Genomic DNA, 14,532 nt, shown 5'->3' with positions numbered 1-14,532 from the left:
CAAATCATTTAGGATCGCTATACAAGAGTTCAAGGTCGTACTCGAATAACGCGCGTAGCATCTAAGAGTACGACCTTGAAATGGTTCTATAAGACCGAACTAGCAAATGGGTTGGAGGCAACGAAACTAGGACCTACCCCAGCAATAAGATTCGGGTCAGTACCACCCACAATGGGCGCTGTAGGTGAAGGAAACCAGTTCTGCGTGGCATTGACTGTCATAGTAGGATTAGCGATCGCCGCCCCGTCGAAAGAGTTGGTGATGAAATTGCTCATATCCACTGTTCCCGGCCCTGAACCACCAAGCAAGCTGGAATCCTGTAGCCCGCTATCACCGATCGCACTAGCGGAACGAAAGCCAGTAAGTAGGTCGGGGGTCATGCTCGATGAAGTTAAGTTAGTCATCACAGCAGGTGCAACATCATTGTCTACGATGTTCAAAATGGCGGTGCTTTGCGTTCCAATCGTGGCATTGCCTGTAGCAATAGCCAAACTTAAGTTGACTGTTTCGTTAGACTCTGGCAAACTATTCTCCTGGATTGGAATAGTGATGGTTTTGGCCGTGCTGTCCCCAGAGGCAAAATTAACAGCAATGGGACTAATATTGATGTAGTCATCAGGGGCAACAGCAGTACCATCGCTCAAGTTCACCGTGGCTGAGACGGCGCCAGTAGCACTGCCAATGCGTGTAACTGTCACGGCTGCATTCCGCGTGCCTTCGTTGACGCTAAAGAAGGCAGCACTAAATTGCAGCGTGCTGTCATCGTCCGCGATGTTCAAAATGGCGTTGCTTTGCGTTCCAATCGTGGCATTGCCTGTAGGGTTGATCAAACTTAAGTTGACTCTTTCGGTACCCTCCACCAAAGTATCGTTGACGATCGGAATATCGACAATTTTGGGTGCAGCATCCCCATCAGCAAAATTGACAAGGATGGGAGCATTGTCGTAGTCATCAGCAGCAACAGCAGTAAGATTACTGAGGTTTACCGTGGCTGAGACTGCACCAGTCGTACTGCCAGTGCGTGTAACTGTTACTGCTGAAACAATCCTTCCGTTTTCATTAACCCTGAAAGTAGGAGCACTAAATTGCAGGCTGCTGTCATTGTCCACTATGTCCAAGTTAGCGGTGCTTTGCGTTCCAATCGTGGCATTGCCTGTAGGGTTGGTCAAACTTAAGTTGAGTGTTTCGATACCCTCCACCAAAGTATCGTTGGCGATCGGAATGGTGACAATTTTGGGTGCGGTGTCCCCAGCGGCAAAATTGACAGTCAGGGGAGTAATGGTGTAATCCCCAGGGGCAACAGCAGTACCATCGGTCAAGTTCACAGTGGCTGAGACGGCGCCAATAGCACTGCCAATGCGAGTGACAGTCACGGCTGCAATCGGCGTGCCATCTTCGTTGACACTAAAGGTAGGGGAACTAAATTGCAGGCTGCTGTCATTATCTGCGATGTTCAAAATGGCAGTACCTTGCGTTCCAATCGAGGCATTGCCTGTAGGGTTGGTCAAACTTAAGTTGACTCTTTCGGTACCCTCCACCAAAGTATCGTTGACGATCGGAATATCGACAATTTTGGATGCAGCATCCCCAGCGGCAAAATTCACCACAATCGCCTGATTGTCGTAATCACCAGGGGCAACAGCAGTACCATCGCTCAATTCCACCGTGGCTGAGACTGCACCAGTGGTACTGCCAGTGCGTGTAACTGTTACTGCTGAAACAATCCTTCCGTTTTCATTAACCCTGAAAGTAGGAGCACTAAATTGCAGGGTGCTGTCATTGTCCACTATGTCCAAAGTGGCAGTACCTTGGGTTCCAATCGTGGCACCATTCGGGTTGGTCAAAGTTAAGTTGAGTGTTTCGGTATCCTCTACCAAAGTATCGTTGACGATCGGAATGGTGATGGTTTGGGGTGCAGCATCCCCCGCGGCAAAATTGACAGTCAGGGGAGTATTGGTGTAATCACCAGGGGCAACAGCAGTACCATCGCTCAATTCCACCGTGGCACTGGCGGCACCAGTGGTACTGCCAGTACGTGTAACTGTTACTGCTGCAACTGTTGTGCCATCTTCGTTGACGCTGAAAGTAGGAGCACTAAATTGCAGGGTGCTGTCATTGTCCACTATGTCCAAAGTGGCAGTACCTTGGGTTCCAATCGTGGCACCATTCGGGTTGGTCAAAGTTAAGTTGAGTGTTTCGGTATCCTCTACCAAAGTATCGTTGACGATCGGAATGGTGATGGTTTGGGGTGCAGCATCCCCAGCGGCAAAATTGACAGTCAGGGGAGTATTGGTGTAATCATCAGGGGCGATAGCAGTACCATCGCTCAATTCCACCGTGGCACTGGCGGCACCAGTGGTACTGCCAGTACGTGTAACTGTTACTGCTGCAACTGTTGTGCCATCTTCGTTGACGCTGAAAGTAGGAGCACTAAATTCCAGGCTGCTGTCATCGTCTGCGATGTCCAAAGTGGCAGTACCTTGGGTTCCAATCGTGGCACCATTCGGGTTGGTCAAAGTTAAGTTGAGTGTTTCGGTATCCTCTACCAAAGTATCGTTGGCGATCGGAATGGTGATGGTTTGGGGTGCAGCATCCCCCGCGGCAAAATTGACAGTCAGGGGAGTATTGGTGTAATCATCAGGGGCGATAGCAGTACCATCGCTCAATTCCACCGTGGCACTGGCGGCACCAGTGGTACTGCCAGTACGTGTAACTGTTACTGCTGCAACTGTTGTGCCATCTTCGTTGACGCTGAAAGTAGGAGCACTAAATTCCAGGCTGCTGTCATCGTCTGCGATGTCTAAAGTGGCAGTACCTTGGGTTCCAATCGTGGCACCATTCGGGTTGGTCAAAGTTAAGTTGAGTGTTTCGGTACCCTCTACCAAAGTATCGTTGGCGATCGGAATGGTGATGGTTTGGGGTGCAGCATCCCCAGCGGCAAAATTGACAGTCAGGGGAGTATTGGTGTAATCATCAGGGGCGATAGCAGTACCATCACTCAATTCCACCGTGGCACTGGCGGCACCAGTGGTACTGCCAGTACGTGTAACTGTTACTGCTGCAACTGTTGTTCCATCTTCGTTGACGCTGAAAGTAGGAGCACTAAATTCCAGGGTAATCGGATCTTCAGTTCCTTGATATTCAATGTTCCGCACCAGGTAGTCGGAACCATCGTCTTTAAAGGGGGTAGCGACGTAGGCAGCGGTGGGGCTATCGTAGGCTTTGGTGGAGAACCGCAGTTCGTCAAAAGTAGCGCCGCCCAGAGGGTTTGCATCTATCTTGAATTGGAAACTGCCATCGGTGCGATCGCCAATGAAAGTAACCCCATCTGGAGACACAGCGATCGGTTTTGCAGCGATCGGAGCGTTGAGGCGAGTGAAAGTAAAATTGCTAATCGATACCGGAGCCCCATTATTAAAGAGTTGTAGGAAACCAACTTCATTACCTTGATCGCCCAAACCAGGACTTGTTTTGGGACTCAATGAACTTAGATCGATCGTGGCGCTAGTAATGTCTTGGTTATCTGCCCATTTCACCTTCAGCGCCTGAGATTGATCGGTGTTGGGGTTATGGTTGATTTCTGCCCGAATTTTCTTGGCGTCAGTGAACCAACCACTATAAGAGGCTGGGACACCAATACCACCAGTAGTGCCGTAGCTCAACCAGCTTTTAGGGTTTTCGTTACTTGCTAAAGTGAGGTTGCTGATGACATTCGGATTAAGGTAGTCAGTTTCCACGCCATCAAAAGCTATCCCAGACAGTTGGATGCCTTGATTCTGGGCGGCAGTAGGCCATTTTGCGATCAGCTCATTGAGAGCGCTGTAATTATTGGTTTGACCCAAAGAACCAGTGATTGAAGTAGCCATAGCTTCTGTGTTAATGATGAGTAATTAAGGATTAGAAGTGACTGAAAACCAGATGTTGGGCTTTCTTTATCGTTATCGGTCACTGCAAGAAAAATTTCGTCATAAGTAGGTGCAGGTAAATCCAATAAAAATGCTTACCCTGCCCAAATGCTTTCCCAATAAGCATTTCAAGGCTTGATTCCCCCTGATTAGATGTTAATTGTAATTACTTCCCTACTTAATATAGATGCTTATTCTGGCGCTGCTGAATCAAAGCTTGTAGGGGTAATTCTAAGTGCTTAGCCCGTCAGCGGTGTGGCAACCACGGGGGTATTTGCCCTACAAATTGCATACCCTATTCAGCAACGCCGGTTCACAATATCTTTACAATCTAGATATCGTGGGTTGACTTTCCCCTCTCTCTATCATGGCTTAGAACCCCTGTCTCTGTAAGTCGGAAAAGTCGGATCCTAAAGTCGGAAAAGTCGGATCTTTGCCATGAGTACATAATTTAGGATGTTGCTGAATACAGGTATGAATTCAAGATTGCCAAATGACTATAAGCCCGCTTGAGGGTGAGTTGTGTAACATCAAGCGAAAAGTTGATTTATACCTGTATTCAGGAACGCGATTATTCCTTACTTTCATCATCAATAAGTTTTATCCGGAAAAATTGCGATCTTTTTTTCTGCCCCATAAAAAGCGGGTTTTCCATATCTGTAGAGGAGAGCTTAAATCCCACATTCGCCGCCCCCCAAGAGGCAGCTTTCACTGCTTCAGCGGACAAAAGTGAATCAGCAGAGACAATTATTAGTAAAAATACTTAGAATTTTAGGCGTTGCTGATTTACAGTATGAAACGCTAAATATGCCCGTCATAGAAACCTGTATCCACAAAGCTTTTGGATTTTAAAGTGATTTTTTTCATACCCTGATTAAGCAACGCCAAGATGTCAAATGAGTTCTATACTACTGTCAGAGTGACAAAACAGAGTTAATCTGACTAAAGCACGAATTATGCACTTACCCTCTGATTTTTCAGCGGCAACTCTACAATAAACTCAGTTCCTTCGCCAACCTGACTGACGCAACGGATCTTGCCACCGTGAGCTTGGACAATTACCTGATAGCACACGGAAAGTCCCAAACCAGTGCCTTTACCCACAGGTTTAGTAGTAAAAAATGGGTCAAAAATCTTGTCTTGAATTTCTGCAGGAATTCCACTTCCCGTGTCGCGGACAGAGATTGTTACCCAGTCCGGCTCGCTTTGCCAACTGCGGATAGTTAATTCCCCCGGTTTGCTCGTTGACTGAAGCGCGTCTAAGGCATTGTCAATCAAATTATAAAATACTTGGTTAATTTGACTCGCATGACATTGGACGGGGGGCAAGCTGCCGTATTGCTTGTCTATTTTGATATGAGTTTTTCGCTTATTTTGCAGCATTAAGAAACTGCTTTCTAAACCTTCATTCAAATCTACTGGTTTTAATTCAGCGTGGTCTAAACGAGAAAAATTTCGCAGCGTCATGACGATCGAGCGAATCCTCCCGCTGCCTTCCCGCATTGAATTGATCAGTTTCCCAAAGTCTTCTCGAATGTAATCGAGTTCTAGTTCTTCATTGATTCTGACAATTGCCTCTGTCGCTTCCGGGTAGGCATTTCTGACTTGTTCTAGAGCTTCGTTCAAGGCTTTAAAATATTCTTGAGCGTGAAACAAGTTAGCGTGGATGAAATTGTTGGCGTTGTTAATTTCATGAGCAATTCCCGCTACCATTTGCCCCAAACCTGACATTTTTTCGCTTTGAATCAATTGCTGCTGTGCCGATCGCAATTCTTCTAACGCAGCTTGCAACTGCTGGGTTTGAGCTTGAGATTTTACCGCAGCATCTTGGACTTGGCTGTAAAGTTCTGCTTGCTGAATGGCGATCGCCATTTGGTTGGCTATCTGAGAGAGCAACTCCATTTCTTGCCACTGCCAATTGCGGGTATCTCGGCACTCGTGAGCAATCAGCAAACCCCACAGCCTACCGGGAAATTTAGGATTATAGTTTCCGGCTGTGTCGGAGGTATTTTCTTCAGTTCTTGCTGTAACAATTGGCACTATCAGATTAGCTTTTACCTGCAAACTATCTAAGAAATCTACATGACAAGGCTCTAAACCAGCATTAAAAATATCATTAATTGCTTTGACTCGCCCTTGCTGGTAAAGATCGGCGTAATCTCCACGGAAACACTTATCAGCCCCCATATCTCCTAAAATTGAAGGCCAAGGAACTGTCATATTTTCAACAACAACTTTTCCTTGCCAGTTGTCTTGAAACTGATAGATAATTACTCGATCGCACTGCAACATTTGGCGGACTTCCCTCACCGCTGTTTCCAGGATAGTTCCCAGATCGAGGGTACTGCGAATTTGATTGCCGATCAGCCGTAGCAGCGATTCTCGTTCGGCTTGACGCCTGGTTTTGCTATATAGTTTGGCTTGATTAATCGCGATCGCCAATTGCGATCCTACCCCTTCTAAAAGCTGCCTTTCCCAATCAGTCCATTCCCGTTCGCGATCGCACTGATGCAAGCCAATTATGCCATTCACTTCACCTTGATAGCGAGTAGCTACTGCCAGCATTGACTTAATCTCCAAAGCTTCGACAATTTTTCGGGTTTGTGGGTTCAATCCCGGAAAATCGAGAAAGTTCGTCAGTGCTAGGGACTCTTGCTGAGACACGACGGCAGCCAAATGCGGGTTGTCACTCATCGGTACTTTCATTCCCAGTTGAATCGGATAGTCCCCCGCGTTGTACTCTCCGCGCGTGACTAAAGTTTTTTCTGTATTTGATTCTTTGACCAAAATGCTCACGCGACTTGCCTGTAGCGCTTGTCCCAGCAATCTGCAGGCTGATGTCAAAATTTCTTCTATGTCAAGTGTACTGCGAATTTCGTTATTAATTTGGTTCAGCAAGTTTGATAACTGAACTTGCTGCTGCATCTGTACAATTATGGCTTTTTGTTGGTCTACTTCCGGCAGCGAAAGACTTTCTTGCTGCATCCAGTTTTCAGATTCAGGCAACCGCGAAGTTACTCTGTGCCAGGGGTTTTCGTGTTCTTGTATTTGTAAAGACATATTTACTCAGCAGTTGTACAGTATTTTGATTGAGTCTGGTTTTATAAACCTGTGCTTACCCCGCCAACAGCCCCATCGCAGCTACCAGGACTTTTGGAATATCTTAAGACATTATAAAGGATGCCGCCTGAGCAAAGCAATTATTTGCTTTACAAATATTTATATTTAGCAACTCTGCCCTCTGCAGCCGACAATACTAATTGGCGCATGGCATGGAAGTTGGTCAGATGTCAAATAGAGTTAACCGCCCGCTTAAGCGAATAAAATTAATCTAAACTCTATCTTTAGTTCAATGTTTGCGCCGGCTAGCTCAACATGGAAAACTCAATTCCCGACAATTTTCGTTCGCCAGCAAGCACCGACAACATTACTTCTGGATTGACAGGTAAAGCCCAGATTAAAATAGCTTTGGCGATCGGCAACTCCCGACTGCACTGGGGATTATTTGCGGGCAAAACTCTGAAGAAAACATGGGATACAGAGCATCTCAATGCTGATACTGTTTCCTCGCTCTCGGAGCAGGAAAAGGCAGAATATTTGGTGCAAATAGTAATGAGGTCGATCGAGGAAATATCTGCTCAAAATCTCCTTTGTCTTCCTGCTACTCCCGCTTTTTCTAATCCTCACACACTTTCTTTCGTGCCACTGCCTCTAATTTTGGCTTCAGTAGTTCCCCAGCAAACAGCAATTTGGCAGAGTTATCCAGATGTCCGAATTATTACTTTAGACCAGTTGCCGATCGGGGGACTCTATCCTACCCTGGGAATTGACAGAGCTTTGGCTGTAGTGGGCGCTGGCAACCAATTGGGTTGGCCAGTTTTACTTATAGATGCTGGTACAGCTTTAACATTTACTGGGGCTGATGTCAATAGGTATTTAGTTGGGGGCGCAATTTTACCAGGTTTGGGTTTGCAGTTATCGTCGTTAGGTAAAAAAACTGCTGGATTACCTTTAATCACTTTACCACAAAATTTGCCATACCGCTGGGCGACAGACACTGCTGGGGCAATTCAAAGCGGAGTTGTGTATGCGACGGTGGCAGGAGTTAGGGATTTTATTGAAGATTGGCGGTGTTTGTTTCCTGATAGCAAAATTGCCGTCACGGGGGGCGATCGCACTATGCTTTTAAAATACCTCACCGCAGCCTTTCCTGATACAGCCTCCGGCTTAATTGACGCACCAGAGGCTATTTTTTGGGGAATTAGCCTGTTAAATGTTGACTGTTGACTGTTGACTGTTGACTGTTGTCATTTTATCAATGACCAATGACCAATGACCAATGACCAATGACCAATTCACCTAGCAAACTCGCGAATATAGTTAGCAACAACATCCGGGACTTCCTGGGGCAAATTGCTTTCCCCCGGACTGACTAATTGTAGTTCGGCATTAGGAGCCAGAGCAGCATAGGATTGACACAGAGAAGAAGCTGCGGGAGTCTCTTCAGAACCGTGCAACAGCAAAACAGGCGCTTTCAGCAAAGGCAAATTCTCATCAACTAATTCCGCTGTAATTTCAGCCCGCCGCCGCCCGAACAGCAACTGCACAGCAACAGGGGACTCCATCAACTGCTGTCTGAAGTTGAGCAATCCGTCAATCTTTTTTTGGCTACCCAGCAACTTAGCAATTGGATAGATCGATCGCAGCCACCACAAAGCCAGCGGTGGTTGACCGATCAGCCAGCTAGCTGTCTGCCACCGCCCCCGCCGGTTGCCAACCTTGACGCCTTCTGGGGCCAACAACACCAAACCCTGAACTCGATCGGGATATTTGATAGCGTAGCTGGTGGCCACCCAGCCACCCAGAGAGTGAGCGATTAAATAAACCTCTCGCAGCTTCAAAGTATCGAGGTATTGGGCGAGACACTCTACTTCCAAGTCGATCGAATAATGAAGATTCGGGCGTTCCGAGTCGCCAAACCCCAGCAAATCCGGTGCGAAGCAGTGGTAGTAGGCGCTCAAATGTTCGATCGTCCTCAGCCACTGACTGCTGTCGTGCCAAGAACCGTGCAAAAATACTAAATTCGGGCCTTGACCGACTTCGTGCCAAAAGATTTGCCCTACAGAGAGTTTTACCCTAGAATTGCGTAGCGGTGAGTACATCCGGTTAAATATTTAGTAATAAAAAGATGATTAATTTAATGTTCAGAGATTGTGAATAAAAGTAGGAAAACAGTGAAAATTAATTCCACATTCATAACAGACAATTTTTGACCGCGAGGTAATTTCCGACTTTTCTCAAATTTGGATGCCCTGCCGATTTACGCCAAAGTTGTTCGGCCTTGAAAATAGTCCTGTAAGTGTTGGTCGTTATCGTGGCTGAGCTGGCCCTCCGGCAGCGATGCGGGTAAAAAAGCCTCAACCTCGCTGACTTCAAGCGTATCCTGAACTTGCATCTTGCCCTGCACCTCTGCCGCCACCACGATACAAATCGAGTGCAGGCGAGGGTCTCTATCGGCAGCCGAATAAACGCCCACCAAGCGATGGATTTTGACTAACTCGAGTCCTGTTTCCTCCGCTAATTCCCGGCGCACAGTTGTGGGAATATCCTCTCCCCAATCCACCATACCTCCCGGCAGTCCCCAGCGACCGTTGTCGCGGCGGCGAATTAACACAATTCGCCCGTCAGGCAATACAGGAATCACCGCAGTACCAGTGACGGGATGTCGAAAAATCAGTCCCAGCACAGTTTGTACAATTTGCCACAATCGACGCATAAACTCAAAAGCTTGTTTAGGAGATAGTAATTTCAGGGCTCCTAGCTCGCAGCTCCGGAGTCTTAATTTTTAATTTTTCATTCAGGCCAGAGGTCTGGCAAATCTGCTAATATCTCCGCTGCGTGAGATTCTGGTTTGACTTTGCGGTAAACCTTTTCAATCCTACCATCACGGTCGATCGCGAAGGTCGATCGAGTAATTCCCATAAATTCTTTTCCCATAAACTTTTTGAGTCCGTAACAGCCGTAGGCGGTAGCAACTTCAGCGTTTAAGTCGCACAGCAAGGGAAAAGGTAGTTGATATTTAGCTGCAAACTTGGCGTGGGCCCCGGCCCCGTCTGTACTGACGCCGAGAACTGCTATATTGCGCGACTGGTAGTCTAAGTAAATGTCGCGAAAGCCGCAAGCTTCTTTGGTACAGCCAGGGGTATTGTCCCTAGGGTAAAAATACAGTACAACTCGCCGCCCTCGAAAATCTGCAAGGCTGACGATATTGCCTTGCGCGTCGGGCAGGCTGAAGACAGGAGCTACGTCACCGGGATTTATAGTCATTGGTCGTATTTGTCAAGAGTTTATAGAAATCTTCTGCAAGATTGACAACATTGCGTCCCGATCAAACCCAGATTCCCAGCGACTTGAATCCCCGTGTTCTTTTTTCTGGGTCTTGTACCGGGTGTGCTATGATCGTCATCGGTCTAAAATTGAGTATAACTAGCCAACGTAAAAACTTAACTGGATTAGTTGAGTGCGTAGTCACACCTAACGGTGTTGCGGTTTAGGAAAGCTAAATTTGAAGAAAACCTAACTACATAAAGAGAACTGATCGAGTACGGTAGGACATACCGGAATTAACGCTTGGGGAGAAGACACCTATATTTTGGCTGGAGAAATCCTGTCACAAGCAAGTGAATTCGCTGAACCAAGAATCTCAGTCACCAAGAGTGCACAGAGTGTCAAACTTAAGAATCCCCGTGCGTGAAAGCCCGGGGACTGTCAATGTTTATTAGTGAGGTCAGAATGGCTAAGCGCCGCAATCTCAAGAAAGAAAAGGCACAACGAAATCAAGCATACGCTCGCAAGTTTCGCAAGCGGAGAAATCAAGATATGTTCTCCAACAAGAGAAGGCGATTTGACGGCGGTAACGGCGGTGGCATGGGCGCCATGAGCGGTGGCGGCAGAGACAAAGACATGGCTGCTGCTGAAGATTAATTGATTCAGGCTATCTGCCGAACTTAGAACCAGAGTGGAAAACACGATAGTTCTAAGGAGAGATAGCCAGCCGGAATTTGTCCAATAATTCAACGATGTTTAGGCGATCCGATCGCGCGCAGCGATAAGTGATTTTCTCACTTGTTCAAACCCGGTACCCCCGTAACTATTGCGAGCCGCCACCACTTGCTGAGGTGCGATCGCGCTGTAAATGTCTGTCTCAAAGGCTGGGTGCAAGTCTTTCCACTCCTCAAGTGTCAAATCTTTGAGGAGTTTGCCCCCCGAAAGGCAAGTTTTGACGACTTTGCCGACAAGGTTGTAAGCTTCCCGGAAGGGAACGCCTTTGGCGGCCAAGTAGTCGGCTACGTCTGTAGCATTAGAAAAGTCTTCTGTAACGGCAGCGGCGAGGCGATCGCCATTAAACTCGATGCCTTCCCGCAGCAAAATGGTCATTGCTTCCAAGCAACCTTGTACCGTTTTGACGGTATCAAACAAAGCCTCTTTATCTTCTTGCAAATCTTTGTTGTAGGCCAAAGGAAGTCCCTTCACTACTACCAACAAGGCTTGCAAGTTACCGAACACCCGCCCCGCTTTGCCTCGCACCAACTCCGGCACATCGGGATTTTTTTTCTGGGGCATGATGCTAGAACCAGTAGCGCAGCTATCTTTGAGCGTAATAAATCCAAATTCGTGAGAAGACCACAAAATCATTTCTTCTGACAAGCGGCTCAGGTGTACCAGAATCAAGCTGGCTGCAGCGAGAAATTCGATCGCAAAATCTCGATCGCTCACTCCATCTAAGCTATTAGCATAAACCTTGTCAAATTGCAAGAGTTCTGCAGTATAATGTCGGTCGATCGGGAAAGTCGTCCCCGCCAGCGCGCCACAACCCAAAGGCGAAACATTCACCCGCTTGCAGATATCGCCGAGACGTTCCCAATCGCGATCGGTCATTTCAAAATAAGCTAACAGGTAATGAGCCAAACTGATCGGCTGAGCGCGCTGCAAATGAGTGTAACCGGGAATTAAAGTTTCCACGTTACGATCGGCAAGATCGAGCAAAACCCCTTGAAATTCCCGCAATTGCTCACGAATTTCGGCGATGCGATCGCGCAAATACAAACGAGTATCAGTGCCGGCTTGATCGTTGCGCGATCGGGCAGTGTGCAACTTTTTCCCTGCATCTCCCACAATCTCCGTCAGCCGCTTCTCTACAGCGAAGTGAACGTCTTCGGCATCAACTCCCGGAACAAAAAGTCCTTGGCGGTATTCGCGGCGAATCTGTTCCAAACCATTGACTAACTGTTCGCCTTCTGCTGCGGAAATAATCCCCGTTTTGGCCAGCATTTTAGCGTGAGCGACAGAACCAGTCAAGTCATACTCAATCAATTCAATATCGAAGCCAATACTAGCATTAAATCGGGCGATCGCCGGGTGCAGCGCCGATTCAAATCTTTGACTCCAAGTTTTTTGTTGTGTTGTCATTGCTGAAGCTAAAACTAGATTATATCTCTGTTGCAGAAGTCTATAAAAACCGATTTTTAGCAAAGACTAAAGTCCTTCCTGCGGTTTGTAGTCAGGACTTTAGTCCTCCATTCCCAACTCGGCAATAAAAAACTTAACTCCTGACTACCCACTTTTTATACATCTTTTGACCCGAAAAAACTGAAGTCTGGACTACAAAATTGTGAAAGTTTTGCTGCATCAGAAAGAAGTGAAGTTTTGTTGGCTAAAAACATTTTAAATCCGTTCCAGATAACTTCTTGGACAATAACTCTAACGAAAAATCCCTTTCAAGAACCAGCCAACAAAAATACCTATAAAAAAAGCTCCTATTTGACCAGTCGAAACAAAATTGTTCCAAGCTTTCTGGAAATTCGTAAAAATTTCGTAACTTTGACCCAAAAACACCGTCGAACTCAAATGAGATTTCAAAACTACCACGTGAGCGACATCGTTCCAAGTAATCGAACTGGTTAATCCAGCAGTAATTTCCGGGATTAAATTAACTATCATGGTGATTTTCTCCTGCTAAAGGTGTTACCCTCAGAACAACCAGTGTCATGTCATCTTCGTTACGATTGCCGATGCCGATAAACTGGTGAACGCGATCGAACAAATAATCCAAAATTTCTTCAGACTGCTGGTAATTTTGACAGGCCCACTGAAAAGCCGAGGTCAAGTTATCCTCATCAAAGCGATCGCCCCTTTGATTAGAAGCATCAGTAAATCCGTCTGTGTAATAAATAATAGTATCTCCGGGCTGCAATTGCACGCTTGCTTCTTGGTAATGCGAATCAGCATCCAGCCCAATTAACATCCCCTCCAAAGTATCAAGCTGAAGAATCGAATTAGTTGCAGCTTGCCACAGCAAAGGCGGGTGGTGAGCAGCATTGCTGTAAGACAAAACGCGAGTTTTCGGGTCATACTCCGAATAAAACAGAGTCACAAAACGGTGGGAATTTTCCAAATCCGCGTGCATAACCCGGTTTAAATGTTGCAAAATTCTCGACGGCGAGTGGCGGTTCAAAACCTCCGCCCGGAGCATACCCCGTGTCATCGTCATCAACAGGCCAGCCGGTACTCCTTTGCCCATCACGTCGCCGATCACAATGCTCCAGCGGCCCTTGTCGATTTTGGACTTGAGATTTTTAATTAGGGATGGGGGGTGTTCTCCCTCATTCTCCTTGCCGATCGGGTCATAGTCAGCCGGAATAAAATCATAATAATCTCCGCCGACTCTGCTAGCAGTTTGGCAGCGGGCGGCCACGTCAAGGCCGGGAATTTTCGGACAACTGCGGGGTTGCAGTCGCAATTGAATTTCCGCCCCGATTTCTAACTCTCTGTCTAAGCGGTCTTTTTCCGCCAACTTAACAGTAAGTTCGTCTTTGCAAATAGCCACAGCAGTTTGATCCGCCACCAACCGAACTAATTTCTGTCTGCTGGGAGTCCAGATATATTGCGGATCACTGCTAAAAACATAAAGCCGCCCGCGTTCCAAATTGTTGACCAAAATTGGCGCCCCAAACAAATGAACATCCGGGCCCAAATAACGACCAACTTGCAGGTCGAGACTAGAAGTTTGCCCAGAGGTTTCCGAAAACGTTCCAGCAGTAGCGCCCGCACCTGCTGTAGCTTGCCTGGTGGCTATTTCCAGCGCTTTTCGCATATCTTGGCACTGCCGTCCTTCCTGACAATGCAACTGCTGGAACCTGACTTGACCGTTGGGTTTGAACAGCACTAAAGCTCCCCCGTCGGCGTCCGTAACGCGAGTCGCCACCAAAGGCACCAACTCCAAAAATTGGTTGAGATTGTTAAAACTTCGCAGGGCAAATCCCAGCGAACCCAACATATCTTGAACGTTGTGCTGATATCGGTGCAAACGCGCCACCAGTTCTTTGAGGGCAAATACTGGCGTCGCGTCGGTGGAATTGCGACCCGAAGGGCGGTCAGCAGGTTGAGGTGAGGGGCGAGGCAAAGGCACAGCAGTCATTCGATTTTAGATTTTAGATTTTAGATTTTGGATTGATTCGACGGATAAATTCGGGGGACGCAAGGATTTTAGATTTTAGATTTTGGATTGATTCGACGGATAAATCACGTGGCGGGTACCACATGAAGAAATTCACAGGTCATTTTAGAT

Annotated in this window: 11 protein-coding genes; 2 read left to right on the top strand and 9 right to left on the bottom strand. The window is 47.0% G+C overall.

Annotation, left to right across the window (positions count from 1 at the left end; translation table 11 throughout):
* Window positions 1-86: 86 nt before the first annotated feature.
* The 3 genes from QT984_RS23495 to QT984_RS23485 form a co-directional block, all read right to left on the bottom strand.
* Entirely contained in the window at window positions 87-3,866 is a 3,780-nt protein-coding gene (locus tag QT984_RS23495; RefSeq protein ID WP_333375069.1) for a Calx-beta domain-containing protein, read from the bottom strand.
* A 610-nt stretch (window positions 3,867-4,476) separates the two neighbouring features.
* Complete coding sequence (locus QT984_RS23490) at window positions 4,477-4,617, bottom strand: hypothetical protein (protein ID WP_333150880.1); 141 nt, start codon at window positions 4,615-4,617, stop codon at window positions 4,477-4,479.
* 242 nt (window positions 4,618-4,859) lie between these two features.
* A complete protein-coding gene (locus QT984_RS23485) occupies window positions 4,860-6,965 on the bottom strand; it encodes a GAF domain-containing protein (RefSeq protein ID WP_333315261.1) in 2,106 nt (701 codons plus the stop codon).
* A 315-nt stretch (window positions 6,966-7,280) separates the two neighbouring features.
* Here QT984_RS23485 and QT984_RS23480 point away from each other — a divergent pair, with 315 nt between their 5' ends.
* On the top strand, window positions 7,281-8,192 hold the full coding sequence (locus QT984_RS23480; protein ID WP_333233747.1) for a pantothenate kinase: 912 nt from the start codon (window positions 7,281-7,283) through the stop codon (window positions 8,190-8,192).
* 68 nt (window positions 8,193-8,260) lie between these two features.
* On the opposite strand, the gene QT984_RS23475 is transcribed toward QT984_RS23480, so the two are convergent.
* From QT984_RS23475 to bcp, 3 genes are all read right to left on the bottom strand, one after another.
* Entirely contained in the window at window positions 8,261-9,067 is an 807-nt protein-coding gene (locus QT984_RS23475; RefSeq protein WP_333058361.1) for an alpha/beta hydrolase, read from the bottom strand.
* A 158-nt stretch (window positions 9,068-9,225) separates the two neighbouring features.
* Complete coding sequence (locus QT984_RS23470; protein WP_333058363.1) at window positions 9,226-9,681, bottom strand: NUDIX hydrolase; 456 nt, start codon at window positions 9,679-9,681, stop codon at window positions 9,226-9,228.
* A gap of 77 nt (window positions 9,682-9,758) precedes the next feature.
* The gene (gene bcp, locus QT984_RS23465) at window positions 9,759-10,232 is read right to left on the bottom strand and encodes a thioredoxin-dependent thiol peroxidase (RefSeq protein ID WP_333058366.1); all 474 of its coding nucleotides are present in this window, start codon (window positions 10,230-10,232) and stop codon (window positions 9,759-9,761) included.
* 465 nt (window positions 10,233-10,697) lie between these two features.
* Here bcp and QT984_RS23460 point away from each other — a divergent pair, with 465 nt between their 5' ends.
* Window positions 10,698-10,889 carry a hypothetical protein gene (locus tag QT984_RS23460; RefSeq protein ID WP_190738786.1) on the top strand — a complete coding sequence of 64 codons (192 nt, stop codon included), beginning with the start codon at window positions 10,698-10,700 and terminating at the stop codon, window positions 10,887-10,889.
* Window positions 10,890-10,988: 99 nt separating this feature from the next.
* Here the strand turns inward: QT984_RS23460 and argH are convergent, their stop codons facing one another.
* The 3 genes from argH to QT984_RS23445 form a co-directional block, all read right to left on the bottom strand.
* Window positions 10,989-12,374: an argininosuccinate lyase gene (argH, locus tag QT984_RS23455; protein WP_333233743.1), complete on the bottom strand. Its 1,386-nt coding sequence runs from the start codon at window positions 12,372-12,374 to the stop codon at window positions 10,989-10,991.
* A gap of 291 nt (window positions 12,375-12,665) precedes the next feature.
* Entirely contained in the window at window positions 12,666-12,905 is a 240-nt protein-coding gene (locus QT984_RS23450) for a hypothetical protein (RefSeq protein WP_333058370.1), read from the bottom strand.
* On the bottom strand, window positions 12,895-14,382 hold the full coding sequence (locus tag QT984_RS23445) for a PP2C family protein-serine/threonine phosphatase (protein WP_333058372.1): 1,488 nt from the start codon (window positions 14,380-14,382) through the stop codon (window positions 12,895-12,897). The genes QT984_RS23450 and QT984_RS23445 overlap by 11 nt, the downstream gene beginning before the upstream one ends.
* Window positions 14,383-14,532: the final 150 nt, after the last annotated feature.

Source organism: Microcoleus sp. Z1_B2 (genome assembly GCF_036700325.1).
GTDB lineage: Bacteria > Cyanobacteriota > Cyanobacteriia > Cyanobacteriales > Microcoleaceae > Microcoleus.
This window is presented reverse-complemented; position numbering and strand designations above follow the sequence as displayed.

Bases quoted from the DNA above. Each gene is read 5' to 3' on its own strand.
- QT984_RS23495 (WP_333375069.1), bottom strand. From the start codon at position 3,866: ATGGCTACTTCAATCACTGGTTCTTTGGGTCAAACCAATAATTACAGC.
- QT984_RS23485 (WP_333315261.1), bottom strand. From the start codon at position 6,965: ATGTCTTTACAAATACAAGAACACGAAAACCCCTGGCACAGAGTAACT.
- QT984_RS23480 (WP_333233747.1), top strand. From the start codon at position 7,281: ATGGAAAACTCAATTCCCGACAATTTTCGTTCGCCAGCAAGCACCGAC.
- QT984_RS23475 (WP_333058361.1), bottom strand. From the start codon at position 9,067: ATGTACTCACCGCTACGCAATTCTAGGGTAAAACTCTCTGTAGGGCAA.
- QT984_RS23470 (WP_333058363.1), bottom strand. From the start codon at position 9,681: ATGCGTCGATTGTGGCAAATTGTACAAACTGTGCTGGGACTGATTTTT.
- bcp (WP_333058366.1), bottom strand. From the start codon at position 10,232: ATGACTATAAATCCCGGTGACGTAGCTCCTGTCTTCAGCCTGCCCGAC.
- QT984_RS23460 (WP_190738786.1), top strand. From the start codon at position 10,698: ATGGCTAAGCGCCGCAATCTCAAGAAAGAAAAGGCACAACGAAATCAA.
- argH (WP_333233743.1), bottom strand. From the start codon at position 12,374: ATGACAACACAACAAAAAACTTGGAGTCAAAGATTTGAATCGGCGCTG.
- QT984_RS23450 (WP_333058370.1), bottom strand. From the start codon at position 12,905: ATGATAGTTAATTTAATCCCGGAAATTACTGCTGGATTAACCAGTTCG.
- QT984_RS23445 (WP_333058372.1), bottom strand. From the start codon at position 14,382: ATGACTGCTGTGCCTTTGCCTCGCCCCTCACCTCAACCTGCTGACCGC.